This is a genomic window from Paenibacillus thiaminolyticus (assembly GCF_007066085.1).
Lineage (GTDB): Bacteria > Bacillota > Bacilli > Paenibacillales > Paenibacillaceae > Paenibacillus_B > Paenibacillus_B thiaminolyticus.
Map to the genome: position 1 here is coordinate 6,350,158 of NZ_CP041405.1, position 24,957 is coordinate 6,375,114.

Annotated in this window: 24 protein-coding genes and 1 riboswitch; of the genes, 18 read left to right on the plus strand and 6 right to left on the minus strand. The window is 55.4% G+C overall.

The features are described 5' to 3' along the window. Positions 1-96 precede the first annotated feature (96 nt). The 3 genes from FLT43_RS27940 to FLT43_RS27950 all read left to right on the plus strand — a co-directional run bounded on the left by FLT43_RS27940 (position 97) and on the right by FLT43_RS27950 (position 2,059). Entirely contained in the window at positions 97-489 is a 393-nt protein-coding gene (locus FLT43_RS27940; protein ID WP_087441342.1) for a DnaJ family domain-containing protein, read from the plus strand. 120 nt (positions 490-609) lie between these two features. Continuing rightward, the gene (gene glsA, locus FLT43_RS27945; protein ID WP_087441341.1) at positions 610-1,551 is read left to right on the plus strand and encodes a glutaminase A; all 942 of its coding nucleotides are present in this window, start codon (positions 610-612) and stop codon (positions 1,549-1,551) included. A gap of 115 nt (positions 1,552-1,666) precedes the next feature. Then, the gene (locus tag FLT43_RS27950; RefSeq protein ID WP_087441340.1) at positions 1,667-2,059 is read left to right on the plus strand and encodes a YuzC family spore coat inner layer protein; all 393 of its coding nucleotides are present in this window, start codon (positions 1,667-1,669) and stop codon (positions 2,057-2,059) included. 109 nt (positions 2,060-2,168) lie between these two features. On the opposite strand, the gene FLT43_RS27955 is transcribed toward FLT43_RS27950, so the two are convergent. Beyond that, the gene (locus FLT43_RS27955; protein ID WP_087441339.1) at positions 2,169-2,810 is read right to left on the minus strand and encodes a nitroreductase family protein; all 642 of its coding nucleotides are present in this window, start codon (positions 2,808-2,810) and stop codon (positions 2,169-2,171) included. Between the two features lie 304 nt (positions 2,811-3,114). Here FLT43_RS27955 and FLT43_RS27960 point away from each other — a divergent pair, with 304 nt between their 5' ends. The 4 genes from FLT43_RS27960 to FLT43_RS27975 all read left to right on the plus strand — a co-directional run bounded on the left by FLT43_RS27960 (position 3,115) and on the right by FLT43_RS27975 (position 6,682). Then, a complete protein-coding gene (locus FLT43_RS27960; protein WP_087441472.1) occupies positions 3,115-4,131 on the plus strand; it encodes an NAD-dependent epimerase/dehydratase family protein in 1,017 nt (338 codons plus the stop codon). Position 4,132: 1 nt separating this feature from the next. Continuing rightward, entirely contained in the window at positions 4,133-5,194 is a 1,062-nt protein-coding gene (locus tag FLT43_RS27965; protein ID WP_087441338.1) for a dihydrodipicolinate synthase family protein, read from the plus strand. Between the two features lie 74 nt (positions 5,195-5,268). Beyond that, a complete protein-coding gene (locus FLT43_RS27970; RefSeq protein ID WP_087441337.1) occupies positions 5,269-6,162 on the plus strand; it encodes a DUF72 domain-containing protein in 894 nt (297 codons plus the stop codon). A 187-nt stretch (positions 6,163-6,349) separates the two neighbouring features. Continuing rightward, positions 6,350-6,682, plus strand: coding sequence for a four-helix bundle copper-binding protein (locus FLT43_RS27975; protein ID WP_087441336.1), 333 nt, complete (start codon positions 6,350-6,352; stop codon positions 6,680-6,682). 100 nt (positions 6,683-6,782) lie between these two features. On the opposite strand, the gene FLT43_RS30360 is transcribed toward FLT43_RS27975, so the two are convergent. The 3 genes from FLT43_RS30360 to FLT43_RS27985 all read right to left on the minus strand — a co-directional run bounded on the left by FLT43_RS30360 (position 6,783) and on the right by FLT43_RS27985 (position 8,404). Next, the gene (locus FLT43_RS30360) at positions 6,783-7,103 is read right to left on the minus strand and encodes a GH39 family glycosyl hydrolase (protein ID WP_244194099.1); all 321 of its coding nucleotides are present in this window, start codon (positions 7,101-7,103) and stop codon (positions 6,783-6,785) included. 60 nt (positions 7,104-7,163) lie between these two features. Further along, positions 7,164-7,352: a hypothetical protein gene (locus FLT43_RS30365; RefSeq protein WP_244194098.1), complete on the minus strand. Its 189-nt coding sequence runs from the start codon at positions 7,350-7,352 to the stop codon at positions 7,164-7,166. A 410-nt stretch (positions 7,353-7,762) separates the two neighbouring features. After that, positions 7,763-8,404, minus strand: a complete 642-nt coding sequence (locus FLT43_RS27985) for an NAD(P)-dependent oxidoreductase (protein ID WP_087441335.1) — start codon at positions 8,402-8,404, stop codon at positions 7,763-7,765. Between the two features lie 365 nt (positions 8,405-8,769). Then, positions 8,770-8,870, plus strand: a riboswitch (purine riboswitch). Between the two features lie 206 nt (positions 8,871-9,076). Between FLT43_RS27985 and FLT43_RS27990 the strand changes: the two genes are divergently transcribed. Both FLT43_RS27990 and FLT43_RS27995 read left to right on the plus strand, forming a co-directional pair. Further along, positions 9,077-9,673 carry a xanthine phosphoribosyltransferase gene (locus FLT43_RS27990; protein WP_087441334.1) on the plus strand — a complete coding sequence of 199 codons (597 nt, stop codon included), beginning with the start codon at positions 9,077-9,079 and terminating at the stop codon, positions 9,671-9,673. Further along, a complete protein-coding gene (locus FLT43_RS27995; RefSeq protein ID WP_087441333.1) occupies positions 9,670-11,019 on the plus strand; it encodes a nucleobase:cation symporter-2 family protein in 1,350 nt (449 codons plus the stop codon). Before FLT43_RS27990 ends, FLT43_RS27995 begins: the two co-directional genes overlap by 4 nt. A 61-nt stretch (positions 11,020-11,080) precedes the next feature. Here the strand turns inward: FLT43_RS27995 and FLT43_RS28000 are convergent, their stop codons facing one another. Continuing rightward, positions 11,081-11,956, minus strand: coding sequence for a DegV family protein (locus FLT43_RS28000; protein ID WP_087441332.1), 876 nt, complete (start codon positions 11,954-11,956; stop codon positions 11,081-11,083). Positions 11,957-12,139: 183 nt separating this feature from the next. Between FLT43_RS28000 and FLT43_RS28005 the strand changes: the two genes are divergently transcribed. After that, positions 12,140-12,328 carry a hypothetical protein gene (locus tag FLT43_RS28005; RefSeq protein WP_087441331.1) on the plus strand — a complete coding sequence of 63 codons (189 nt, stop codon included), beginning with the start codon at positions 12,140-12,142 and terminating at the stop codon, positions 12,326-12,328. Between the two features lie 235 nt (positions 12,329-12,563). On the opposite strand, the gene FLT43_RS28010 is transcribed toward FLT43_RS28005, so the two are convergent. After that, entirely contained in the window at positions 12,564-13,202 is a 639-nt protein-coding gene (locus FLT43_RS28010; RefSeq protein WP_087441330.1) for an NAD(P)-dependent oxidoreductase, read from the minus strand. 745 nt (positions 13,203-13,947) lie between these two features. On the opposite strand from FLT43_RS28010, the gene FLT43_RS28015 reads away from it, so the two are divergent. The 8 genes from FLT43_RS28015 to FLT43_RS28050 all read left to right on the plus strand — a co-directional run bounded on the left by FLT43_RS28015 (position 13,948) and on the right by FLT43_RS28050 (position 24,956). Continuing rightward, positions 13,948-14,898 (plus strand): ABC transporter permease, encoded by a 951-nt coding sequence (locus FLT43_RS28015; protein WP_087441329.1) that lies wholly within the window; start codon positions 13,948-13,950, stop codon positions 14,896-14,898. A gap of 89 nt (positions 14,899-14,987) precedes the next feature. After that, positions 14,988-16,718 carry an extracellular solute-binding protein gene (locus FLT43_RS28020; RefSeq protein WP_087441328.1) on the plus strand — a complete coding sequence of 577 codons (1,731 nt, stop codon included), beginning with the start codon at positions 14,988-14,990 and terminating at the stop codon, positions 16,716-16,718. A 60-nt stretch (positions 16,719-16,778) separates the two neighbouring features. Then, positions 16,779-17,726: a carbohydrate ABC transporter permease gene (locus tag FLT43_RS28025; protein ID WP_373994922.1), complete on the plus strand. Its 948-nt coding sequence runs from the start codon at positions 16,779-16,781 to the stop codon at positions 17,724-17,726. A 22-nt stretch (positions 17,727-17,748) separates the two neighbouring features. Then, on the plus strand, positions 17,749-18,648 hold the full coding sequence (locus FLT43_RS28030) for a CehA/McbA family metallohydrolase (RefSeq protein ID WP_087441327.1): 900 nt from the start codon (positions 17,749-17,751) through the stop codon (positions 18,646-18,648). Between the two features lie 43 nt (positions 18,649-18,691). Next, on the plus strand, positions 18,692-19,699 hold the full coding sequence (locus FLT43_RS28035) for a LacI family DNA-binding transcriptional regulator (protein WP_087441326.1): 1,008 nt from the start codon (positions 18,692-18,694) through the stop codon (positions 19,697-19,699). Positions 19,700-19,779: 80 nt separating this feature from the next. Next, complete coding sequence (locus FLT43_RS28040) at positions 19,780-20,712, plus strand: carbohydrate kinase family protein (protein WP_087441325.1); 933 nt, start codon at positions 19,780-19,782, stop codon at positions 20,710-20,712. Positions 20,713-20,736: 24 nt separating this feature from the next. After that, positions 20,737-22,107 (plus strand): family 4 glycosyl hydrolase, encoded by a 1,371-nt coding sequence (locus FLT43_RS28045; protein WP_087441324.1) that lies wholly within the window; start codon positions 20,737-20,739, stop codon positions 22,105-22,107. Next, complete coding sequence (locus FLT43_RS28050; RefSeq protein ID WP_087441323.1) at positions 22,104-24,956, plus strand: alpha-mannosidase; 2,853 nt, start codon at positions 22,104-22,106, stop codon at positions 24,954-24,956. The genes FLT43_RS28045 and FLT43_RS28050 overlap by 4 nt, the downstream gene beginning before the upstream one ends. The last annotated feature ends 1 nt before the right edge of the window (position 24,957 follow it).

The window sequence follows — 24,957 nt, forward strand, 5'->3', positions numbered from 1 at the left end:
ATCAACTTAAAAGAGGCGGGCAATTCGTGTAAAATAAGAAAAGCCTCTGTTCATGGAGCTGGTTAAGGAATTTAGAAATCTATAGGGGGAACCCAAATGAGCATACTGAGCTGGATTGCCGAGCGCAAAATCGAAGCGGCGGTAGAAGAAGGCGTCTTTGACGACCTGCAGGGCAAGGGCAAGCCGTTGAAGCTGCAGGATCTGTCGCATGTACCGGAGCATCTGCGAGCGGGTTATTTGCTGTTGGATCATGCGGGTCTGCTGCCGGAGCGGCAAAAGCTGCGCCAGGAGATTGTCCGGCTGGAGCAGTTGCTCTCGGCCTGCACGGATGCGGAGGCCCGCGACGGCCTCCGCCGGCGTCTGACGGAGCGCCAGGTGCGGCTGGCCAAGATGTCGGAAGATCGCGGCTGGGCAGCGAATGAAGCATATTACCGGTATGAGAGCCGCATCCGGGACAAGCTGTCAGGCTCGGGCACGGAGAAGTGTTAGGGGGAAGGCGGCTTTCCCCGGCTCGAATGGCGCCAGGGGCGCGTAGGGAGCGTATGGAATGCCGCCTGCCTAGACACGCTATGGACATGATTGCGTGAAGCAAGGGAAGGATGACGCGGTATGATAGCAGCACATTGGAACGAATTGGAGCGGGAGCTGCCGCAGTGGCTGGAGGAGAGCCGCCGGATGGCGGCAGCCGGCAAAGTGGCTACCTATATTCCGGGTCTCGCTGAGGCAAGACCGGATGCGCTTGGCATCTCGCTGTGCGGGATACGGGGAGAACGAGTGAAGGCGGGCGAGACGGAGGAGCCGTTCACGATGCAGAGCGTGTCGAAGGTGTTTTCGCTGCTGCTCGCGCTCTTGGATAGCGGCGAGGCTGGGGTCTTCGCGAAGGTGGGCAAGGAGCCGACAGGCGATGATTTCAATTCGATTTTGAAGCTGGAACTGGTCGATCCCGGGAAGCCGTTCAACCCGTTCATCAATGCGGGAGCGATCGCGATCGCCTCATTGATCGAAGGCCGGACACCGGAGGAGAAGTCGGAGCGGTTGCTGGAATTTGTCCGGATGCTCGCGGATGATCCCAGCATCACCTGGAACAAGCGAATCTACGAGAGCGAACGGGAGACCGCTTACCGGAACCGTTCGCTGGCTTATTATTTGAAGGACAACGGCATTTTGGAAGGGGACGTGGAAGCGACGCTCGACGTCTATTTCCGGCAATGCGCCATCGAGGTCCGGACATGCCAGCTGGCGCGGATGGCGCTCGTGCTGGCGAACCGGGGTTGCGATCCGGCTACGGGACATTGTTATATTCCGAGAAAATATGTTCAGATCGCGACTTCGTTCATGACGACATGCGGGATGTACAACGCGTCGGGCGAATTCGCGCTTGAAGCCGGGATTCCGGCGAAGAGCGGCGTGTCCGGGGGCATCATGGCGCTCATTCCGGGCCAGCTGGGTATCGGCGTCTATGGCCCGGCGCTCAATGAGAAGGGGAATAGCGTGGCTGGCGTACATATGCTGGCGATGCTGTCCGAACGATTTGAATGGAGTATCTTCTAGACTTGTTCATGGCCTTAGGCGGCGGCGGTTGCGCCGTTCGGCCAAATCGTTCCGCACCAGCCAGCCTCCTCCCGCATAGGCTGATGTATTCCAGTCAATGTAAGGAGTGTCCGCCATGGCGCCTTATGTGCCCGGACCCCGTGATCCATCCGCGTCCGGGAGCGTGGCAGCGAGCGGAACATCTTCAATCCCCAGGCCCGATCCCTATCCAGCGGTGAAGCCGGATAAGTTCGTCGCCTCCGCATCGACATCGAAGCATCTGTCGCGGCAAGCGCTCAAGCTGCTGTCGGCCATTGAGGGGGATCGGAGTCTGGCCGCCTCGGTTATGGATGCTGCCCAGCGCGGCCATAACCAGGAGGTGATGCGGCTGCTTCGCTCAACGGGGATCTCGGTCCCGATCGCGGTCAAAGTGACGCCGGCAGGCATTCGGATCGCGCTGCGGCCCGATACGGATCCGAACGATTGCTGCGAACTGGATGTGAAGATGCGGTGGAGCGGACCGGAGTGACGCATGATGCGCCCCGGTGTTCCGCATGCCGGCACGTTGTCATATGCGCAGAAGCGCCGGGTCCCTCAACAGGGAGCCGGCGCTTCGTTATGCGCTAGAGTGATTACGATTACTCCGGGAACCGTTCCCGAATGACGGTCTGTTCCAGCGGGAAGCGCCCGGGCGGATGGGCAGGCGCAGCCGCTTGCCCGATCGTGACGAGCATGACCGGGACATACCGCTCCGGAATGCGGAACGTCTTGATGAGTTCGTCCCGGCGGAAGCCGCCGATCGGACATGTGGCGTACCCTGCAGCAGTTGCTGCGAGCATAAGCTGCATGGCGGCCAGGGAACCATTACGGATCGCTTCCTCCACGCCGACTTGAGGCGATGACGCATAAGCCCGATTAATATTGCCGACCAGCGTGTCATGCACCTGCTGCGTAATCGAACCCGCCGACAACTGGGCGCCGTAGATATCGGCAGCGACCCGATTCGCTTGTGTGTCGCCCAGAATGGCGACGACCGCGGAGCAGTCGACGATCTGCTGCTGATTGTTCGCGATCGGAAGTAAGGCCCGCTTGTTCTCCTCTTCCTCGATCACCAGAAAGCGCCAATGCTGCAAATTCCATGAGGACGGGGCCGTTCCGGCCAAGCGCAGTATTTCATTCATGTCTGCTTCCGGGATGCGTACGCCCGCAACATATTTGCGCACCGAATGCCGGGCGCGCATCGTCTCGGCAGCCGTGGCCGCAGCGTGCTGTTGGTTCATAGCGATAATCATCCTTCCTATTGTCTACTTGAGTAGCATCGGCTGAGACAGCCTTGATTTATCCATAGCCTTAATACTAACTATATTATAGTAACATATGTTATGTAATTCCGCTATGCGTCAGGGAACCTGCGCTGGCGCGCGGTTGCCATTGTGTCCGAATCTGTCACGGAACCATTTTTAGACGATTTAAAGATTTGTTTTCCTTCGCGGGCCGGCCATATGATTGAAGTAGCAACACAGATTATGAAGCTACTCACCGGAAGGAGGAATACCCGTGTTGATTCAAGCGGAGCAACCGTTGATTCATTCGGAAGAACAATTGGAGCAAGTGCTGTCTACTCCATCCCAGCGGCTGATCGAGGACGTACGTCGTCTGGATGGTGATATTATGCTGCTTGGCGCGGGAGGCAAGATGGGACCTACGCTGGCGAAGCTGGCGGTCGAGGCGATACGTGCAGCCGGCGTGGAGAAAAAGGTGTATGCCGTATCTCGCTTCTCTGAAGCGGGTCTGATGGATAAGCTGGCTGCCAGCGGGGTAGAGGCGATCTCCTGTGATCTGCTGGATGACGATGCGCTGCAGGCACTGCCTGATGTGCCGAATGTCATCTTTATGGCCGGCACCAAGTTCGGAACGACCGGGAAGGAGCATCTGACCTGGGCGATGAACACGTACTTGCCGGGACGGGTCGCCCAGAAGTTCAGGTCATCCCGCATCGTCGTCTTCTCTACCGGCAATGTGTATCCGCTTACGCCGGTGAAGCAGGGCGGAGCTCCCGAGAGCCAGTCCCCGGCGCCAGTCGGCGAATACGGACAATCCTGCCTCGGCCGTGAACGGATGTTCGAGCACTTTTCGAGGCAATACGGGACGCCGATTTGCATTTACCGGTTGAACTATGCCATGGATTTGCGCTATGGCGTCCTGCTTGAAATCGCCAAGTCAGTAGCATCCGGACAACCGGTCGATCTGACGATGGGCCATTTCAACTGCATCTGGCAGGGGGATGCCAATGAGATTGCGATCCGGGCGCTGCTCGCTTGCGATACGCCGCCGGCCATCTATAACGTGACCGGTCCGGAGACGGTGCCGGTCCGTTATGCGGCCGAAGAACTGGGAAGACGGCTCGGCAAGCAGCCGATCTATACGTCTGAGGAGTCCTCCGTGGCTCTGCTCAGCAACGCATCATCGACCATGCAGCGGTTCGGATATCCTTCCGTGGCCCTGCAGACGCTGTTCGACTGGACGGCGGCATGGGTGAAGCAGGACGGCAAGACGATTAACAAGCCGACGCATTTCCAGGAACGGGAGGGGAAATTCTGACATGGCTGTGAACTGGACAGAAGAGCTGACGCGGGCGCTCCACGACGGCCTGTGCATTCCGGCCCACCCGTTGGCTTTGAACGAACATAGGCAGCTGGATGAGCGCTATCAGCAAGCGCTGACCCGCTATTATGCGGCTTCGGGCGCCGGCGGCATCGCTATCGGCGTGCATTCTACGCAGTTCGAAATCCGCGACCCGAAGCATCGCCTCTATGAGAAGGTGTTGGCCTTGGCCGCGGAGGAAGTCGAGCAGGCCCGGCTCGCGAGACCGTTCCTGATGGTCGCCGGACTATGCGGGCCGACAGAGCAGGCGGTAGAAGAAGCCGAGACGGCGAGCGGCCTTGGTTATCATGCTGGCCTGCTGAGCATGGGCGGGCTGTCCGGCTATTCCGAGGAGGAGCTGCTGGAGCGGACAAGACGGGTTGCCGCGGTCATGCCGGTGTTCGGCTTTTATTTGCAGCCGTCTGTGGGCGGCCGGGTGTTCAGCTATTCGTTCTGGAGAGCGTTCGCCGACATTCCCGGTGTCGTCGCCATCAAGATGGCGCCCTTCAACCGCTACCAGACGATCGACGTCGTGCGTGCGGTATGCGAGTCGCCGCGGCGCGATGAGATTGCGCTCTACACCGGCAATGACGACAACATTATCAATGATCTGCTGACCGTGTTCCGGTTCCAGGTGAACGGAGAGACGGTGGAGAAGCGCATCGCCGGCGGACTGCTCGGCCATTGGGCCGTCTGGACGCACAAAGCGGCCGAGATGCTGGCGTCGATTAAGGCGGGGCGGGCTTCCGGCGGGATCGACTCCGAATGGCTGACCCGCAATATTGAAGTGACCGATTGCAACGCGGTGCTGTTCGATGCGGCCCACCAGTTCGCCGGCTGCATTCCCGGAATTCACGAGGTGCTGCGCCGGCAGGGGCTGCTGCCGGGCATATGGTGTCTCAATCCGGAGGAGACGCTCTCTCCGGGCCAGGCGGAGGAGATCGGCCGCATCCAGCGGGATTATCCGCATTGGAACGATGATGCGTTCGTCAAGGCTCATCTGGAGCAATGGCTGTCCTGAATGCGATTATGATATGATACGGGTATCTGCATGATGCGGACAACAACTTCAGTGAATGAGTGGAGTCGATAGCTATGCCGGACATGACCGAACAACCCGTATCGGAACGCATTCAGATTGGACTGGCCGGCTGGGGGGATCATGATATTTACCCGCCGGGAACGAAGGGGACGGAGAAGCTGGCGGAATACGCCAAGCGGTTCCCTGTCGTCGAGATGGACAGCTCCTTCTACGCGATCCCGTCGCCGGAGCGGATGGAGAGCTGGGCCGCCCAGACTCCGGACGGATTCCGCTTCGTCGTCAAGGCGTACCAGGGGATGACGGGCCATACGCGGGGCCGCATTCCGTATGATAATGCGCAAGCGATGTTCCAAGCCTGCCGCGAGGCGGTCGAGGTGCTGCATGCCGCCGGGAAGCTGCACTCCGTGCTGTTCCAGTACCCCCCCTGGTTCCACTGCGTGCGCAGGCATGTCGACATCCTGCGGCGCACCCGCCAATGGATGGGATCGCTGCCAGTGACACTCGAGTTCCGGCACCAGAGCTGGTTCACCCCGGAGATGCGCGAGCGGACGTTGGCGTTCATGCGCGAGGAAGGCTGGATTCACAGCGTCTGCGACGAGCCGCAAGCCGGAGAAGGCTCGATTCCTATCGTGCCGGTGCCGACTGACAAAGGGCAAACGCTGATTCGCCTGCACGGCCGGAACGCATCCGGCTGGCAATCGCAGGGACAGGCGAACTGGCGGGATGTCCGCTATTTGTACCGCTACAACGAGCAGGAGCTGCTGGAATGGAAGGAGCGGCTGTTGGCGATGCTGGCCGAGACGGAGCAGTGCTGCGTTATTTTCAATAATAATTCCGGCGGCGACGCCGCTCCGAATGCGCTTCAGCTGATGCGTCTGCTCGATATGATACCTCCGTCTATCGGACCGGAGTGGGAGCAGATGAGCTTGTTCGGGGATACGCCGTAACCGAAGCGGCGGCAGTGATACGCAATAGGGGGAGGGGATGGCCTGAGGGCCATCCCTTTGCCGCGTGGCCAGGTTTGCGGGATGGAGGAGGAGGTCTCATGTTCGGATACATGGTGTAAAACGACATAGGCGCGATGACGAAGCCGCACCACGGAATGAGACAGCCATGAACAGGAGGCCTGGCCATATGAATACCGAACAGATGATGACATGCATCCGGGAATGCCTCGAATGCATGAAGAAGTGCAACCAGTGCTATGATGCATACCTTCAGGAGGATGAGGTGAATCCGATGACCGCCTGTATCCGGCTGACGCGGGATTGCGCGGACGTGTGCGTCCTGGCGGACCAATTCATGACCCGGAACAGCGAGCATATGAAAGAGGCTTGCGTGCTGGGCGCGAACATTTGCACTCGATGCGCGGAGGAATGCCGGAACCATGCTTATGAACATTGCCAGGCATGCGCCGCAGCCTGTGGGGCTTGTGCGAAGAAATGCCGCGCGATGGCGGCCGCATAGGCGAAATGGTGTTAGGGATGCGGACAGTTGCAAGTCTGCAGCCCCGGCTCATTCCAAAACTCGAACTTCTAGGTCTCTACTTCCTCCGCGCCGTAACGATTCAAGCAGTGACGCCGGAATCGGTCCCACGAGAAGGCACCAGTAGTCGATCGATTGCGGCGGACTGACGCAGCTTGCCTGGTAGAACACCTACTTGCCCGGATCGGCCCGCCAGCAAGGAAGGCATGAAGCCCAGTTCCACGAAGGGCTTGAGGCCGCCGGACAGCAAGAAGTCGAACAGTTGATCCGCGAAGCCGAACAACTGGTCCACGAACCGGAAATGGAACCTGGGCCGCCCAGCCTCGTCCTCATCGCAGACCATCATCTCCTCGTCGAAGATGCCATGAAATCGCAAATAGCGGAAGAGGTACCCCCGCTGCACATGCCGCAGTTGATCCTGAACATCGACATGAATACCTTCCTTGGCTTTGCCGATCGTGATCTACTGCTTCCACGGATGCCGGATCGACTCGTCAGGGACGGGCAGGTCGACATCACAGGCGGTCTCTCCCGCCTCGCAAATATCATCATCCGCTGCACCAAGCGATTGTCTGCGCTGCAAAAACGGATTGATCATCCTCAGCACGCTGGATGGATTGAACGCCAAATAGTTGGCCGATGCCTTTTTCATTTGCTCCACCAAAGCTGCAGCATCTCTCGCACCTCCGGTCATCTGCTCCACCAATACTGCAAGAATGCAGCAATTTCATTGACACGAGTATGCAAAAATAGGATTGCTGCAAAAATACAGCAATTCCCCTACGGCAAGGCGTAGATAGCGTTCAAAGTGGCGAAATGATGCAGGTTTGCAGGATTTTCGCGGAATTTTGCCTCTTCAGGCTAAAAATGCTGCGCCTGTGCAGCAATTTCATGCGGGGACCCGCTTGTTGCACGCGCGGTCCAGCCTGCTGCATGCGGGACCTGCTTGCCCTAACCTTTTCTGCTTTCCCGGCCCCACCCTTCCTAAGAAAAAGACGGACGACAGGACTTTGTCGACCGTCTGGAACAAGATGGGCATGCCGCCCCCCTTGTCTAGGTGTGTTATTTCGATTCCGAGCCGACGGTGAAACGTTGCTTCAGATGACGAGACTGCTCGAGCTCGTCCACGACGGCGATCGCATAGTCTGCATAGCTAACATAGCTTTGTCCCGCCGCGTTGATGAGAAGCTGGTCTTTCCCTGTCACGTACTTGCCGGTGCGCGGTCCTTCCGGATCGAAGAAGGCGGAAGGGCTGATGAACGTCCAGTTGATGGAGCTGGCCCGCAGATCCTCCAGATTTTGTCCTTGATTTTGGGCGGTCGGGAGGTATTCCGCCGGGAAGTCCGGCGTATCCATGACGCGGACCGTTCCTTGCTCATCGGCGAACAGGCTGCCTGCTCCGCCCACGACGATCAATCTGGTGTTCGGCACATCCTTCAGCGCTTCAATCAGCACACGTCCGGCTTCGACATGAAGATGCTCGCTGCCCGGTGCCGCCCCGAATGCATTGATGACAATGTCGAAGGGACGCAGGTCGTCTGCGGTAAGGTGCAACACGTCTTTCTCCAATACGCGCGGCGTGGACAAATCCGCAAGCTTCGACGCGTCTCTTACAATCGCGGTTACTTGATGTCCGCGCTCCAATGCTTCTGCCATAATCAGGCTGCCGGATTTGCCGGTTGCTCCGATAATTCCGATATTCATGGAAATCACTCCTTTTCTTGTCATCGATTCATCATGCTACTTATGTTGTAACCTATTCAGGTACAACATATTCACAAAATCACTTTGCATCAGGCCTATGAAAGTCATCTGTTGTAACCATTATAGTTACAACACTTCGCTGCTGTCAAGCTTGATTTTCAATCCTATTCTCGGATGCGGGGTACAGGGCGATGCAGGGCAGCTTCGGTTCGGTCTCCCGGACAAGCGCATCATGCGGGCGTCATTCATTGATTTTCAGAAATTTTCTCTTCCCATTCCAGCGAACTTGTTGTATACTTCTCGACATATTCGATCGACACAATGCGACTTTCAGTGCCGATGCTGGCAGGGGAAGACGCCTATTATTAGCAGCGACTCTTTATTCTCGTATATGTGCAGGAATCGGCCTGCATGTTTCTACCCGATCACCGGAAATGATTGGACTACGGGAACCCGATTCGACAGCTTGCCGCGAAGGGCGCGCCGCGCCGTTTATCGGTCTGCTGCCGTGATCGATCATGCCGCAAGCCGGCATGATTCGGAGCGGTTCTCCAAGCCTGTGGCTCTCATTTCCTTGTGAAATGCGTGGCACGGGCTTTTTGCCATTGGCATGGTGCATCGAATGCGGAAAAAGACGGACAGGCTGCCATTATCGAAAGGGGAACGTAATCAGTGAAACGGCTTCAGGACAAAGTGCAGCAAGAGGGATTGGTGCTAAGCGACCGCGTGCTTAAGGTGGATTCCTTCTTGAACCATCAGATGGATCCGGTGCTTATGAAGGAGATTGGGGAAGAATTCGTGAAGCGCTACGACGGCGAGCGAATTACGAAGGTGCTGACGATCGAATCATCCGGCATCGCGCCCGGCTTAATGACGGCGCTGGAGCTCAATGTGCCGCTCATCTTCGCGAGAAAGCAGAAGTCGCTGACACTGCGCGACGATATATTTGTCGAGAAGGTATACTCCTTCACGAAGCAAGAGACGAATGAAGTAACCGTATCCAAAAAATTCCTCTCGCCGGATGATCGCGTCATTATCATCGATGACTTCCTCGCGAACGGCGAAGCGGCCTCCGGCCTGGCCCGCATCGTCGAACAGGCAGGGGCGGCTGTCGTCGGCTTCGGCATCGTCATTGAGAAGTCGTTCCAGCCTGGCCGCGATCATTTGCTGGCTGCCGGCTACCGCGTCGAATCGCTGGTCCGCGTCGCGTCGCTGACGGACGGAACCGTGACCTTCGTCGATGAGACGCAGGAGGTGGCCGCCGAATGAGCATGGTGGACAACAAGGTGTTCCAAAAGCACCGCCACCCGCTGAAGACATTCTCGCTCGGTCTCCAGCATGTGCTGGCGATGTACGCCGGCGCGGTCATCGTGCCGCTGATCGTCAGCAGTCAGCTCGGCTTCACCCAGGAACAGACAACCTATCTCGTCGCGATCGATCTGCTCATGTGCGGCATCGCGACGCTGCTGCAAGTCTTTACGAACCGCTTCTTCGGAATCGGCCTCCCGGTCGTCCTCGGCTGCGCCTTCCAGGCAGTCATGCCGATGATCGCCATCGGTTCGCAGTACGACATACCGTATATTTACGGGTCGATATTGGCGATGGGCCTGTTCGTCATTCTGTTCGGCGGATGGTTCGGGAAGATGATTCGCTTTTTCCCGCCGGTCGTGACCGGTTCGGTCGTCACCATTATCGGCATTACGCTCATTCCGGTCGCCTTCGGCAATCTGGGCGGCGGACAGGGAAGTCCCGACTTCGGCAGCCCGGACAATCTGATGCTCGGGTTCGGCGTTCTGATTTTTATTGTGCTGCTTAATAAATTTTCGAAAGGCTTCATGCGTGCGATTTCGGTCTTGATCGGCCTGCTGATCGGAACGTTGGCCGCGGCCCTGACGGGCAAGGTCGATATTGCTCCTGTGCTGGATGCCAGCTGGTTCCATGCCGTGCAGCCATTCTATTTCGGAATGCCGAAGTTCAATCCGACAGCGATATTAACGATGATTATCGTCGCGATGGTCGGCATCGCCGAGTCGACTGGCGTATTCATGGCTTTGAGCAAGATCGTGGACCGCGATCTCGATTCGAAGGACCTGGCCCGCGGCTATCGGGCCGAAGGGCTGGCCATCTTCATCGGCGGTTTGTTCAATGCGTTCCCGTACACGACCTTCTCGCAAAATGTCGGCCTCATCCAGATGAGCCGCGTCAAGACGCGGGACGTCATCGTCGTCGCGGGCGGCCTGCTCATGCTACTCGGCTTCGTGCCGAAAATCGCCGCGCTTACGCTGCTTATTCCCGATTCGGTGCTGGGCGGAGCGATGGTCGCGATGTTCGGCATGGTCATCTCCAGCGGTCTGCGCATGATTGGTTCCCAAGTCGACCTGAACCGTCACGAGAATCTGTTCGTCATCGCGTGCTCGGTCGGGATGGGGCTTGGGGTCACGGTTGCGCCGGGCATCTTCGACAGCTTGCCTGACACGGTGCGGATTCTGACCGACAACGGGATCGTCGCAGGGACGTTCACCGCGCTCGTCATGAATCTGCTGTTCAATGGCGTGAAGCCGCAGCCGGCGGAGGCGAAGACGCAGGAGTCCGATGAGGAGACGATTGTTGCCTGAGCCTATCAAATAAAAGCAATGCCCCGCTTCCTTCCGGAGCGGGGCTTCTGTTATTGCCGGATTAATCGGCTTCCGTATAGTTGCGGCTGCGGAAGAACAGGGCGAGCGTGCCCGGACCGGAATGGGCGCCGATCGCGCAGCCGATCGATCCGGTCATAATGTTATGCATGCCGAACCGTTCGTTGATGATTTGCTTCAGCATCTCCATCGCTTCCGTGTCGTCGCCGTGAGCGATGCCGATCAGTTGATCCTTGTCCTCCAGATTGGCGCGCTGCTCCATCAGGTCGGCCAGCCGCTGGATCGACTTCTTCCTTCCTCTGACCTTGTCTACAGGGATAAGCTTGCCTTCCTCCACGTGCAGTACCGGCTTAATGTTCAGCAAGCCCCCGATGACGGCGGAAGATTTGCTTACCCGCCCCCCGCGGTACAAGTATTCCAGATCATCCACGGTAAATACATGCTCCAGTTCTGCTGCCAAGGCACGTACCTTGGATACGAGACGCTCGCGGGACATGCCATCGGCCGCCCAGCGCGCCGCTTGTTCGACGACGAGGCCGAAGCCCATGGAGGCGCATTTGGAATCGATGATATCTATCGCTGCGTCAGGATAATCATCCTTCACCATGTCGAGCATCATCCGTGAGGACGCGTATGTACCCGATAACTCGGAAGAGAAGGCGATGTAGATCGCATCTTCGCCGGCTTCCGCGATGGCCGTGAAGGTCTGCTGGAACCGCTCCATCGGAACCTGGGAAGTCTTGTACACCAGCCCTTGGCGCATGCCGTCGAACATTTGCTTCGGTTGTATAGTAACGCCGTCCTCGTATTGATTCTGATCGAGAGTTACGATTATCGGCAGCACCGTGATGTTCAGCTCCTCGAGGACGGACGGGGGAAGGTCGATCGCGCTGTCTGTAAGGATACGAACTTGATTCATGAGGATACCTCTCCTTAACAAGCTTTTTCTTTTATCATACCATGTCTTGGCCGGATACGATGCGAAAAATGCGCGCCCCCGAAATCCTGCGGCATATTTGACGCTCCTTCGTCATACCCGTAAACGAACCGGTTGCGGGGGTGTCCTCGCGCGGAGCATGAGGGAGGGAAGGTGAAAGGAAGCATGGCGAAAAATAAACGGGGAAAATCGCTGTGGAAGCTGCCGGCGCGCGGGAGAGGAACCTGCCCCGTCTGTGCAAGCACGCGAACCAAGCTGCTCTACAGCCGGACGAAGTCCGACGGGCAGACATTGAATGTATGCAAGAAATGCTATCCAGCTGTGCAGGAACGAATTGACGCCTGCACCGGCTGAAGGCGCGCAACGGCAATACGGCAATGTGTAACGGAGGCATAGCATGGAAGCGCGCGGAGGGTTTGCCTTCCGGGGAAGGTATGCTTCCTGGCGGCGCTTAGCATCATTCTCCCCTCGGCTCAGCCTGAAGCGGCACGAGGAGAAGAGCAGGAGCGGCGGGATTCGTTCGGAATTCCGCTGCCTCTGTCCTATATGTACAAGTGCCTAGTAAGAAGCATGCTGATGCCTCAGATCTTCAATGTGAGATGAAAGGCGTTTGTCTTATCCAAGCAGGGACCTCTAGCTCACGGATGAGAAAAGCCGCAATATCCGAGTTCGTTATCGACGACCCGGGCATATCGTACAGATTGACTTTGATATTGCCTTTGCAGGGTCCTTCTTTGACGAACGGCAAGCGAACAAGCGACCAATCGATATGCTGGCTCTGCAAGAGGATGTCCAGCTCTTTGCACTTATCCGCCATCAACTGGGGAAAAAACAGCTCGAACGCCCGGGCACCGATCCGGTTGACGAGGCGCTTCTTGTCTCCCGGAACGTCCAGCGAGCCCCCGCTGACTCCGATGTAGCGCCGCATCCCGTATTCCTGCATCACTTCAAGAAGGTGCGAAGTAACGATGCTGTAAATCGGAACGGCCCTCACGGGCTGCCCCAATGTATTGATGACGGCATCACAATCCTGCAGCAGCTCGCGAATCGTCTGGATGTCCTGCGCGTCTCCCTCTCTGATTTCGATAAGCTTATCCGCTGAAGGCATGTTGGCAGGCCGTCTAGTCAGCATCCGTACATGATACCCTTTTTCCGCTGCGGTGCGAGCAATATGGCGCCCGACCTTTCCGTTGCCGCCGATCAATGCGATGCTTCGAATCTGTTCCATAATTCCTCCTTCTGGTGCGTTATTATGAAGCGTTAAGTCCTTCCGATTATGATAATTACGTCAATTTATGATAATTACGTCAATGCCAGATTTCATAGTGCTAGATTATTAAGCAATGGATAGCTTACATCTATAGCAGTTAGGTACGATCCTGCAGGGAGAAAGGTTCCGATAAATTCTCCGGGGGGCTATGCCGGGATCCGGCTGCTTCATTCATCCATAACAGTCCCAAATCAATGGGTGGTCGCGCATACCGTTTATCTCTGTGAAAGGCTGGGCTGACTGAGCGGGATAGTGAACGTATAGCTGACCGAATGGGATAGTGAACGTATGTCTGACTGAATGGGATAGTGAACGCATAGCTGACTGTGCGGGATAGTGAACGTATGGAGGCGGGACCACGGAGGAGAGGAGCTGAATCTAAAGCCGATCGAACCGATTTGCCTGTGCGGCCGCCCTGTGTGCTTCGAATGAGCGGCAAGGAGCCAGAGATGCTGCTGAAGCGGAGGAGACACTTTTTTTATTGACTATGGAAAGGATTTCAGATAAAATGAGGCAAAGGAAAGCGCTTACGAGGCAAAAAGTAGTAAAAATGCGGTTGGAAACAGAATTGAATAGCAGAATCACTCGTTTTTTTTATCATTTTTATGGAATCGATACCATACGATTTTCGACCGAGAAGACATATGGAGGTGAGCCTCGCTTATCCAACGACATCCTAGATGATAAGGGAAGGACTGATGGAATGCACACGAATGCTCACGCGTCCGGAATCCATTCGGGAAGATGGCGGAAGCTGTGGAAAAAAATTTTGCTGCACAAATATTTATATTTTATGCTGCTGCCTTGCATTGTGTACTTTATCATTTTCAATTACATTCCGATGGGCGGCCTCATCCTGGCCTTCAAAGAGTACAAGTTCAATATGGGCATCCTGGGCAGTCCCTGGATTGGCTTTCATTACTTTGAAACCTTTTTCAATGACTATCAATTTTGGACCCTGATTAAAAACACGCTCATCATCAGTTCGCTGAAGCTGTTTGTCGGCATGCCTTTTCCGATTGTGTTGGCGCTCATGTTCAACGAAGTGAGACATAAGCGGTTCAAAGGCATTGCGCAAAGCATTTCTTATTTGCCTCATTTTATCTCCTGGGTGGTCGTGGTCGGCATGCTGCAACGCATCTTGGCGCCGGACACCGGGCTGCTCAATCAGGCCATCGGCGCTATGGGCGGAGACGGCTCCACTTTTTACCTAATGGAAGGCGATTATTTTTACTCTATCATGTTTTGGAGTTACATATGGAAAGGGATCGGCTGGGAATCGATTATTTATTTGGCGGCCATATCCGGCATCAATCCTGAACTGTATGAAGCCGGAAAAATTGACGGAACGAACAAATGGAACGAGATTTGGAGCATTACGCTTCCCTCGATACTGCCGACGATCGTCATCTTATTCATCTTGTCGCTTGGCAACATCTTATCAGCGGGCTTCGATCAGATTTATCTGTTACGAACACCCGGGAATATGCATTTGGCGGAAATATTGGATACGTATATTATTCGCGTCGGGTTGCAGAACGGCCAGTTCGGCTATGCGACCGCAGTCGGGATGGTTCAGGGGGTTATTGGCCTGATTCTTGTCATTGTTGCCAATAAAATATCCCGCAAAGTTTCCGACACTTCTTTATGGTAACGTTACCAGATTCCATGTCTTGCTATGCATCATATGAACGGCGCCGAAAGGCGTTTTTCATAAACCTATTTGAAAAAAGGGGTGTAGGCATGAAAAGAAAGTGGGGAAAGAGGACGGCATTATTGCTTGCGATCATCATGTTGCTAAGCGCTTGCAGCGGAGGAGGGAGTAGCAGCAAGTCAGCGGAAGGCGGCGGTTCGGCGGATGCGGACCAGGGAGAGAAGCCGGCCACCTGGATCGCGGACCGCACGATTAAAGGGCGGATTTTCATGAACGGCGTCATGAATGACATTTCCCAGAATCAGATTGATAACGAGGTCGCCAAAAAGATAAAAGAGCTGACCGGCATTACACTGGAGTGGGAGAACACGCCGGCCAACAGCTCCCTGGAAGGCTTGACGGCCGGGCTGGCCACCGGGGATTTGCCGGATGTTATCGTCAGCTATTTGAATCATAGCGGCCGGCCGGAAATGCCGGTTCTGCTCAAGGCGGCGCGTGAAGGGATGTTTACGGACCTTACGCCTTATTTGAAGGATACGAAAATTTACAGCAAATATTTCGAAGACGGCTATTTGCCGGTCGATACGAAAAACGGCGTCATGTTCCGCCCGGAATTCAACGGCTCATCGTATTTCGTGCATATGCGGATCAACCGCGAGGGCGGACAGGAAACCCGGAAATGGGTAGGGGGCCCGCATATCCGCAAAGATATTGCAGAAGCACTGAATGTGGATCCGAAGTCGATTACAACCTCCGAGCAATTGTATGAATTGGCGAAAAAAATTAAAGCCGGCAACTTCAAAGACGAGAACGGCAAAGATATATACCCGATCGGGCCTCGTTATTGGGGCGGCAATGACAACAGTTACCTTTACTCCGATCTGTGGTGGGGAGATGAAGGATTTTTCCGGGACAGCGACGGCGCAATCAAGCACGAGAGCCAGACCGAGTACTCGATGAAGCGGATCGAATTCGTTCAGAAGCTGCTCAATGAAGGCTTGATTCATCCTGAGTACTATACGATGGACGAGACGCGAGCGACAGAAGGGGCGCTGAACGGATCGTTCGCCATTATTTCCGATATGCATAACTATCTGGAGTTCAATAAAGATATGCATTACTTGCCGATCGGGCCGTTGGACAGCGTGGAAGGCCCGTATCAGATGGAATTGACTTATAAATCCGGCTACAACATCTGGGCGATCCCGGCTACGACGGAGCGGCCAGAGGAGATCGTGAAGTTCGCTGATTTCCTGGCCAGCCGTGAAGGCAAGCTGTTGTGGCAGTACGGGATCGAAGGCCGCGATTACACGCTGGACGAGAACGGCAATCCGATCGTGAAGCAGGAAGTCATCGATCTGAAGAAGCAGGATCCGAAGGCCGCGCAGCAGCTTGCCTTCCAGGGCGCTGGCGACACATGGGGCGAATACCTCGGCAATACGGATCTCGATCCGGTAGCCGACTTCGGCGAAGCGGAATATGGCAACGCCGCATTCCCGGCAGAAAATGAAGGCCCGAACAACATCGCCGATTATTTCGGCTGGGACGAGAAATATAAAAACGCTAAAATCCAAGACGGCTACGGTCCGCTCTCCTTCCTGGGCGAATATGAAAAGGGCACGGAGCTGAAAACGGCATTGGACAACTATAATGAGAGCTTAATCCGGGCGTATTATTCGAAGTCGAAGGCCGAAGCGGCCAAAATTATGGAGTCCGTGAATAAGCAGCTGGAAGCGGCCGATCTGCAAGGCTATATTCAACTGCTGGAGCAAAAGAGCAAGGATCCGGCCACGCCGATCGTGCTGAGTCCTTCGCAGTAAGCGGCACGCAGACAAGATCCGCAGAGGCTCTTGTCCCTGGGGACAGGAGCTTCCGCGGGGATGTATTCCCGCCTAATTCATGAGGAAAGGGGAACGACTGTGAACGATTTCTATAAAGTTTCTACAGGCGAAAAAATATACCGCATCGTCATCTATGTCGTCATTATCTTGCTATGCCTGTCGATTATTCTTCCGTTTCTTAATATATTTGCGCTGTCGTTCAATGCGGGGAAAGATGCGGAACGAGGAGGCATTTTCTTCTGGCCTCGGGTATGGACGTTGGAGAATTATCAAGAAGTGTTCAGCTCGTCCAATATTTTGGGCGCGTACGCGATCACGCTTTTCAGAACGGTTGTGGGCACCTTCTTCAGCGTATTCCTGACGGCGATGGCCGCCTACACCTTGAAGAGCAAGACGCTCCCGGGGGTCAAATTTTTTACGCTGATGATTTTCTTCACGATGCTGTTCAGCGGCGGCGTCATTCCGTACTATATGCTGTTGAAGCAGCTGCATCTCGTCAATACGATCTGGGTCTATGTCATTCCCGGGTTGTACAGCGCGTGGAATATTATCATTATGAGGACGTTCTTCTCGCAGATTAGCGTCAGTCTGGAAGAGTCAGCGAAGCTGGACGGCTGCAACGATTTTACGACCTTCATCCGCATTATTATGCCGCTCAGCAAGCCGGTCATTGCGGTCATCAGTCTGTTCAACGCGGTCGGCCATTGGAATGATTGGTTCACCGGAGCGTTCTATGTCCAAAAGACGAATCTGAGGCCGGTATCGACGCTTCTGCAAGAGATGCTGACAAGGCAAGACGCGATTCGCGCCGCATTAATGCAAAACGCGGGCACGACCTCGTATGAGATTTTGGAGAAGATGCAGGTGACGGGCAATTCATTGAAGATGGCTACCATTATCGTTGTCGTCACGCCGATCATTTGCGTGTATCCGTTTGTGCAGAAGTTTTTTGCCGAAGGCGTCATGATCGGATCGGTCAAAGAATAAGGAGAAAGCGAGGCTGTTCACCGTGGTAACGATCAAAAATCCATATGACAAGCAAGGAGTATGGCTGAAAGGCAGCTTTCACAATCATACGACCAACAGCCAATGCGGCACGCAGCCGCTTGAAGTTGTCTATCAGATGTACGGGCAGTATGATTATTTGGGCATCTCGGATCATGATGTCATTACGGCTCATGAAGGAGAGCGGCGTATTCCGACGGTATTCGAAGCGATGGAGGTGAGCAGTCCCGAGGCGCATATGCTGCTTGTCCAGCCGCCGCATTCGATTATGGAAGGCTATCATAATACGTTTACGATCGATAACTATCAGCGTTTGTCCGATGCCTGCCTTGCCAATGGCGGGATCAGCATTTTGGCGCATCCGAACCGGTATTTTTCGCAATTTTGGCGATTGGAGGATATGCTGAGCATGAGCGGCTATACGGGCATTGAGATTGTGAACGGCGACGGCAACCCGGAGTATGACGTGGCCTTCGACAAGTGGGATCAGCTGCTAAGTGCGGGCCGGACCGTATGGGGCTTCGGCAACGATGACTTCCATGTATATGGTCAGGAGAAGCGCGCCTGGAATATGGTGCTCGCGGAGCGGAATACGAACGACAGCATTTTGGAAGCCGTCAAGGCGGGCAGCTTCTATGTATCTACCGGGTTTGATTTCGCCGCGATCCATGCCGAGGACGGGCTGATTACCGTTGATCTGCCTGCGAATGAGAGATTGAATCGAATATATAAATATGTTACGCTGATTGGAAAAGAAGGCCAAGTATTACATGAAGAAACAGGCCGCCTGAACCGCGTCCAGTACCAATGCAGCGGGGATGAAGGCTATGTTCGCATCGCGGCATATCTCGAAGGAGGCTATGGAGCGTTCTCCCAACCTTTATTCGTGGAACAACATGCCTAGCAGGAACAATATATTTCGTATGGGGTAAAGGAATCGGTGGACTATGGCAGTGCGAATTAAAGACGTGGCCCGGAAAGCGGGCGTATCGGTTACGACGGTATCGCGAGTATTGAATAATGAGAAGTATGTAACGGATGAATTGAAGCAAAAAGTGCTGGCGGCCATTGAGGAGCTCGATTACAGTCCGAATCATATCGCCAGAAGTCTGGTGCGCCAGAAAACGAACTTAATCGGGGTGATTGTGCCCGATCTCGCAACCAGCTTCTACTCGACCATTGTGAGCAGCGTGGAGGAAGAGGCGAGCGAGAACGGCTACAATCTGCTTGTCTGTAATATTATCGAAGATATCGACAAGGAATTGAAATATTTGAACGTGTTCCAGGAGATGCGCGTCGAAGGCATCATTATTATGCATGAGAAGATCAATAACGAAATCAAGCAATTTTTAGATAAATCGAATATTCCTGTCATCTTCTCGAGCGTGAAGCCGGTGAACCGGAAGTTCCATTCCGTAATTATCGACGATTACGAGGCTGCTTATGAAGCGACGGAATATTTAATCTCGCTCGGCCACACCCGGATTGGGTTCATCGGGGGTGACATGAGGGATATTACGTCCGGTCAAAATCGATACGCCGCGTACCGCAATGCGTTAGCCAACTATGAGATTCCGATTGTATATGAATATATCAAATTCGGCGATTACAAGCTTCAGAGCGGATATGCCTTGATGGAGGAGCTGCTGCAATGCGATCCGCTGCCGACGGCGGTATTCGCCGTCAGCGACGACATGGCGCTGGGAGCGATGAATTGCATCAGCGACCACCAGTTGAAGGTACCGGAGCATATCTCGATTATCGGCTTCGACGGAAGTCCGTTCACCGAGATCATTCGCCCGCGGCTCACTTCGATGCAGCAGCCGATTCAGCGGATGGGCTCGGAATCGGTCAAGGCTTTGCTCCGTCTGATCACGGAACCGTCCAGTCTGAATCAGGATATCATTTTACCGCATGAGCTTGTTATCCGGGACAGTACCAGAAAGATAAAGTAATTTTTTTTATCCTGTTCTGGTAACGATACCATATCTATCATGACAACATTTCGAGAGAGGCAGAGATGAGGGGAAGGCTATTGAAAAAATATGACGCAGTCGTCATTGGAGACGCGAATATCGATCTGGTCGTGGTAGGCTGTCACGAGCTGCCGGCTCCAGGAGAAGAAGTCTTCGCTGACCAGATGCAGGTCCATGTAGGCGGAGGAGCGGCGCTGTTCACCCTGTCCCTGGCGAAGCTGGGATTGAAGCTGGCTTTCAATGGCGTATTGGGAAAAGACGGCGACGGGCGATACATTTTGAACGAGTTCCATAAGCATGGCGTGGATACGCAATATATTCAACTGAGCGAACGGAATCGCACCGGCATATCGATTGCGTTGAATTCGGACAAAGACCGCTCGTTCATCACGTATATGGGGACGAACCAAGAACTTGAGCTGCGGCAGCTTAATCTGAGGAGCGTCGAGCTGGCAAGACATGTGCATTTGACCGGCTACCGCGGACGCAGCAATCATGACGATTATATGCAGATGGCAGCCAAGCTGAAAGCGATGGGCGTAACCTTGTCCTGCGATGTCGGCTGGGATGATACGGGCGAGTGGTATGAAGGCATCTATGAATTGATGAAGATGGTTGATATCTTTTTCATGAACGAAACGGAAGCGTCGCACTATACCCGTTGTTCTCGCGAAGAGGACAGCATCGCGAAGCTAAGTCAGCACTCCCCGCATTTTGTCATCAAGATGAGCTCCAAAGGAGCGGTCGCTTGCATTGACGGTCAGATGACGCGCCGCGCGGGCTTTCAGGTGAATTCCGTGGACACGACCGGTGCCGGCGACGCTTTCAATGCCGGATATATGTTCGGTTACTTGGCGGGCAAGCCGGTGGAGGAATGCTTGTTGTACGGCAATGCGTGCGGTGCTTGCTCCGTTATGGATTATGGGGGAAGCACAGGCATTTCGGATATTGATACGCTAGAGCAATTCATCGCGGCCGCATCGGCCGGGTAATCCATAAGGCGGGAGGAGCTATCTATGAAACTGGCATTAATTGGCGGGGGCGGCGTGCGGGCCGTCTTGTTCACGAAAAGTCTGACCTTAAAAGCGGAGCAGACCGGGATTACGCAGCTTGTGCTCCATGATACTGATGAGGAGCAGCTGGCGATTATCGGCAAGCTGTGCCGGATCGTCATCGAGCAGAGCGGCATCGTTCTTCAGCTCGACACGACGATGGACGCCCGCGCGGCGCTGCGAGGAGCGGATTATATCGTCACGACAATCCGCGTCGGGAAGGAGCAATCGCGGTATATCGATGAGAAGATTGCGCTCGATCGCGGCTTGCTCGGGCAGGAGACGACTGGGCCGGCCGGCTTCTCCATGGCATTGCGAACGATTCCGGTGTTGCGGGATTATTGCGAATTAGCGAAGGAGGTCGCGCCGGATGCGTGGATCTTCAACTTCTCGAATCCTTCGGGTCTGGTGACGCAAGCGCTGCGAAGCTATGGCTATGACCGCGTCATCGGGATTTGCGATACGCCGAGCCATACGAAGCTTCGCATTGCGGAGGCGCTAGGTATAGATGAACGGAAGCTGCGCACCGAAGTGTTCGGCCTGAACCATCTGTCCTGGATCAGCAAGCTGATGGTTGAAGGCAAGGATCTGCTGCCCGAATTGAAGAATGATCCGGCTTTCGTGAACGCGGTCGAGGAATTGAAAATGTTCGATCCGGATTTGCTGCGGGAGCTGCCTTATTTGCCGAATGAGTACTTATATTATTACTACCATCGCGAAAAATCGCTCGCGAACATTCAACAGGCGGCAATGACGCGCGGACAAATGATTGCGCTGAACAATCAGGCGATGCTGGACGAACTGAAGCGGATGGATATCGACGCCAACCCGCAATTGGCGCTTCAAACGTATCTGTACTACACGCAAAAGCGGGAAGCGTCCTATATGGCAGCGGAAACGAACTCCGAGGCGAAGGAGATGCTGCCGATGGAGGAGTTGACGCTTCCCGAGACACTCGGCTATGCGGGCGTCATGCTTGATTTCGTGGAATCGCTGCAGACCGGATGCGAGAACAATATCGTGCTGTCGGTGCCGAACGAGGGGAGCATTGCCGGGTTCGAGGATGACGATGTCGTCGAGATTTCGTGCACGATTGATCAGGACGGGGCTCATCCGGTCCCAATAGGTGCCGTTCCCGAAGATATGCATCTGTTGATGAAATCGGTGAAGCTGTTCGAACGGCTGACGGTGGAGGCGGTCGCGAAGAAATCTCGAAGTCTGGCAGTGAAAGCGCTCTCGGTTCACCCGCTGGTGAATTCCTATTCTCTGGCGAAGGAGCTTGTAGACGATTACTTGGAAGCTTATCGCGATATGTTAGGAGAATGGAACCAATGACTACGAACGAACTTCATGGCAAGCTGACGGCGTTGAAGGAGAGAACTCCCTCGGGTTACTGGGGAGAACGAATCGTATCGCAACTGGAGTATATGAACCGCGTCTCGCTCGTTCAGGAGCGCCAGTGGGATGAGGCCCTGATCCCTGTCGTCGAATGGCTCCATGCCCGCCTCGATGACGAAGGCGTCATCGCGGAGCGGAGCGCGCGCCAGGCGGAGAGCATGCTGGCCGCATGCGGGCCGGCTGCCAAGAGCTATACGCTTCATTGCGCGGCCCATGCGCATCTCGACATGAACTTCCTGTGGGGCTGGGCAGAGACGGTATCCGCGACGTTGAACACGTTCCGCACGATGCTCGATCTGCTAGAAGAATATCCGGACTATATTTTCTCTCATTCGCAGGCGGCCGCATATCAGATCGTGGAGCAATACGATCCCGAGATGCTGGAGGAGATTAAGGCCCGGGTCAAGGAGGGGCGGTGGGAGGTCACGGCTTCCACCTGGGTCGAAGCGGACAAGAACATGCCGAGCGGCGAGAGTATGGCCAGACAATTGCTGTATGCCAAGACTTATCTGTCCGGCCTGTTCGGTCTCGATCCGGACAGCCTCCAAATCGATTTCGAGCCAGACACGTTCGGGCATAGCATCAACGTTCCGGAAGCGCTGCATCATGCCGGCGTGAAGTATTACTATTATTGCCGGGGCCACAACGATAACGGCCACCCGCTGTTCCGGTGGGAATCTCCGTCAGGCCGCTCCGTCATCGCGTACAAGGAGCCGCACTGGTATGATTCCCGCATCGAGCCGGCGATGGCGCTTACAGTGCCGGAGTTCTGCGCGCGGACGAAGATGACGACGATGTTGAAGGTGTACGGCGTCGGCGATCATGGCGGCGGGCCGACGCGCCGCGACATCGAACGGATATTGGATATGCAGACCTGGCCGATTTTCCCGCGCATTCAATTCGGAACGTACCGCGACTTTTTTGCGTTGACGGAATCTGTGGCGGACAGCTTGCCGGTCATTCGCGATGAGCTGAATTTTATATTTACCGGGTGCTACAGCTCGGAATCGAGAATCAAGCTGGCGAACCGGGTGTCGGAACGGTTGCTCGGCGAAGCGGAGCTGTTCGGCAGCATCGCTTCTTTATATACTCGGGCCCGCTATTTCGGCGAGGAACTGGGCGCGGCATGGAAGCAAGCCTGCTTCAATCAATTCCATGATATTTTGCCCGGCTCATGCGTGGTGGAGACGAGAGAGCATGCAATGGCTTCGTTCCAGGAGATTATGGCGATGGCGGGGAGCAAGAAAAGCTACGCCATCCGCAAGCTGGCCGAGCTCATCGATACGTCGGCTTATATTGTCGCCGATGAGGATGTGCGCGAGAGCATGTCCGAAGGAGCCGGTCCAGGCGTAGGCGTTCATTTGTTCCGGATGGGGGCGAGCGAACGCGGCCGCGGGAAGACGCGCATCTTCCATCTGTTCAATTCCTCCATCCGCGATCGCGAAGAGCTGGCGGACATTGTGATCTGGGATTGGAACGGTCATGTGGACAGCATTCAATTCCATGACAGCGAAGGGCGGAGCGTTCCGTTTCAGTATATCGACAGAGGCTTCATTGAGCATTGGGGCCATTACTTTTTGCGGGTGCTGCTGAAGGTGAACGTGCCCGCGATCGGTTACAGCACCTATGTCATGACCGAGAAGGAAGGCGATATGAAGCGGTTGTCCGCCAATGACTTTTATTTGGCCGGGCAGAATTTGCCGCCGAATGAGAAGTACGAATTCGGGCTGGAGAACGAGCATATTGCCGTCCGGTTCGATCCGCAGCAATTCACGATCGCTTCGCTGATCGACAAGCGTACGAACCGCGACTATGCCGATCCGGCGCAACCGGCGGGCGTGTTCCGATTCGTGGAGGAGGATACGTTTAACGGGGGCGGTAATGCCTGGCTCGTCGGCAGATACCGCCATGTGGAGCCCCTGGCGACGTGGACGTTGGACAGCTGCGAGCTTGGCGATCATTTGCTTCGTCAGTCTCTAACATTCCGGACGAGCTTCCGGGATTCGACGCTGAAGGTGACCGTGTCGCTGGATCGCGATAGCCAGGCCTTGGTGTATAACGTCGAATGCGACTGGCATGAGAGCGGGAGCAAGGACAGCTTTACGCCGCAGTTGAATTTCTATCTGCCGGTACCATATGACTGCAGGTCTTATCAATATGACGTTCCCTTCGGCACGCTGGAGAGAGAGGGCATCGATCTGGACGTGCCGGCTAACAGCTTCGCCGCGGCCGTTCCGGCGGACAGCGGCATCGATCGCGCGGTGATGCTGCTCGCCGATGCGAAGCATGGCTTCCGGAGCGGCAGCCGATCGCTGGCGCTCACTCTGCTGCGCGGCTCCTACAGCCCGGATCCGTACCCGGAAATCGGCAAGCATCAATTCCGGTTCGCCGTAGGGCTGACCGATTATCAGGATACGCAGCAGATGCTGGAGCAGTCCTATCATTTTCAGAATCCGATCGAAGCCGTATCCGTGCGCGCCCGCAAGGGGACGCTGCCGCAGAGGGGCAGCTTCGTCACGCTGGAGCGGGGACAGGTGGCGCTGTCGGCGATTAAAATGGCGGAAGGCTCCGCGGCGAACCGTTGGATCGTGCGCCTGTATGAGACGGAAGGAGAACGGACGAGCGTCACGCTGGCGTTCGGGCAAGCGGTGAGAAGAGCTTATTTTGTATCGATCGTCGAGCAGCCGATCGATGGACCGGACATTGCCGTCCATGGCAGCAAAATTACATTCGATGTCGGCGCAGCCGCGATGGCGACCGTATGCATTGAATTCGAGGGGAGATAGG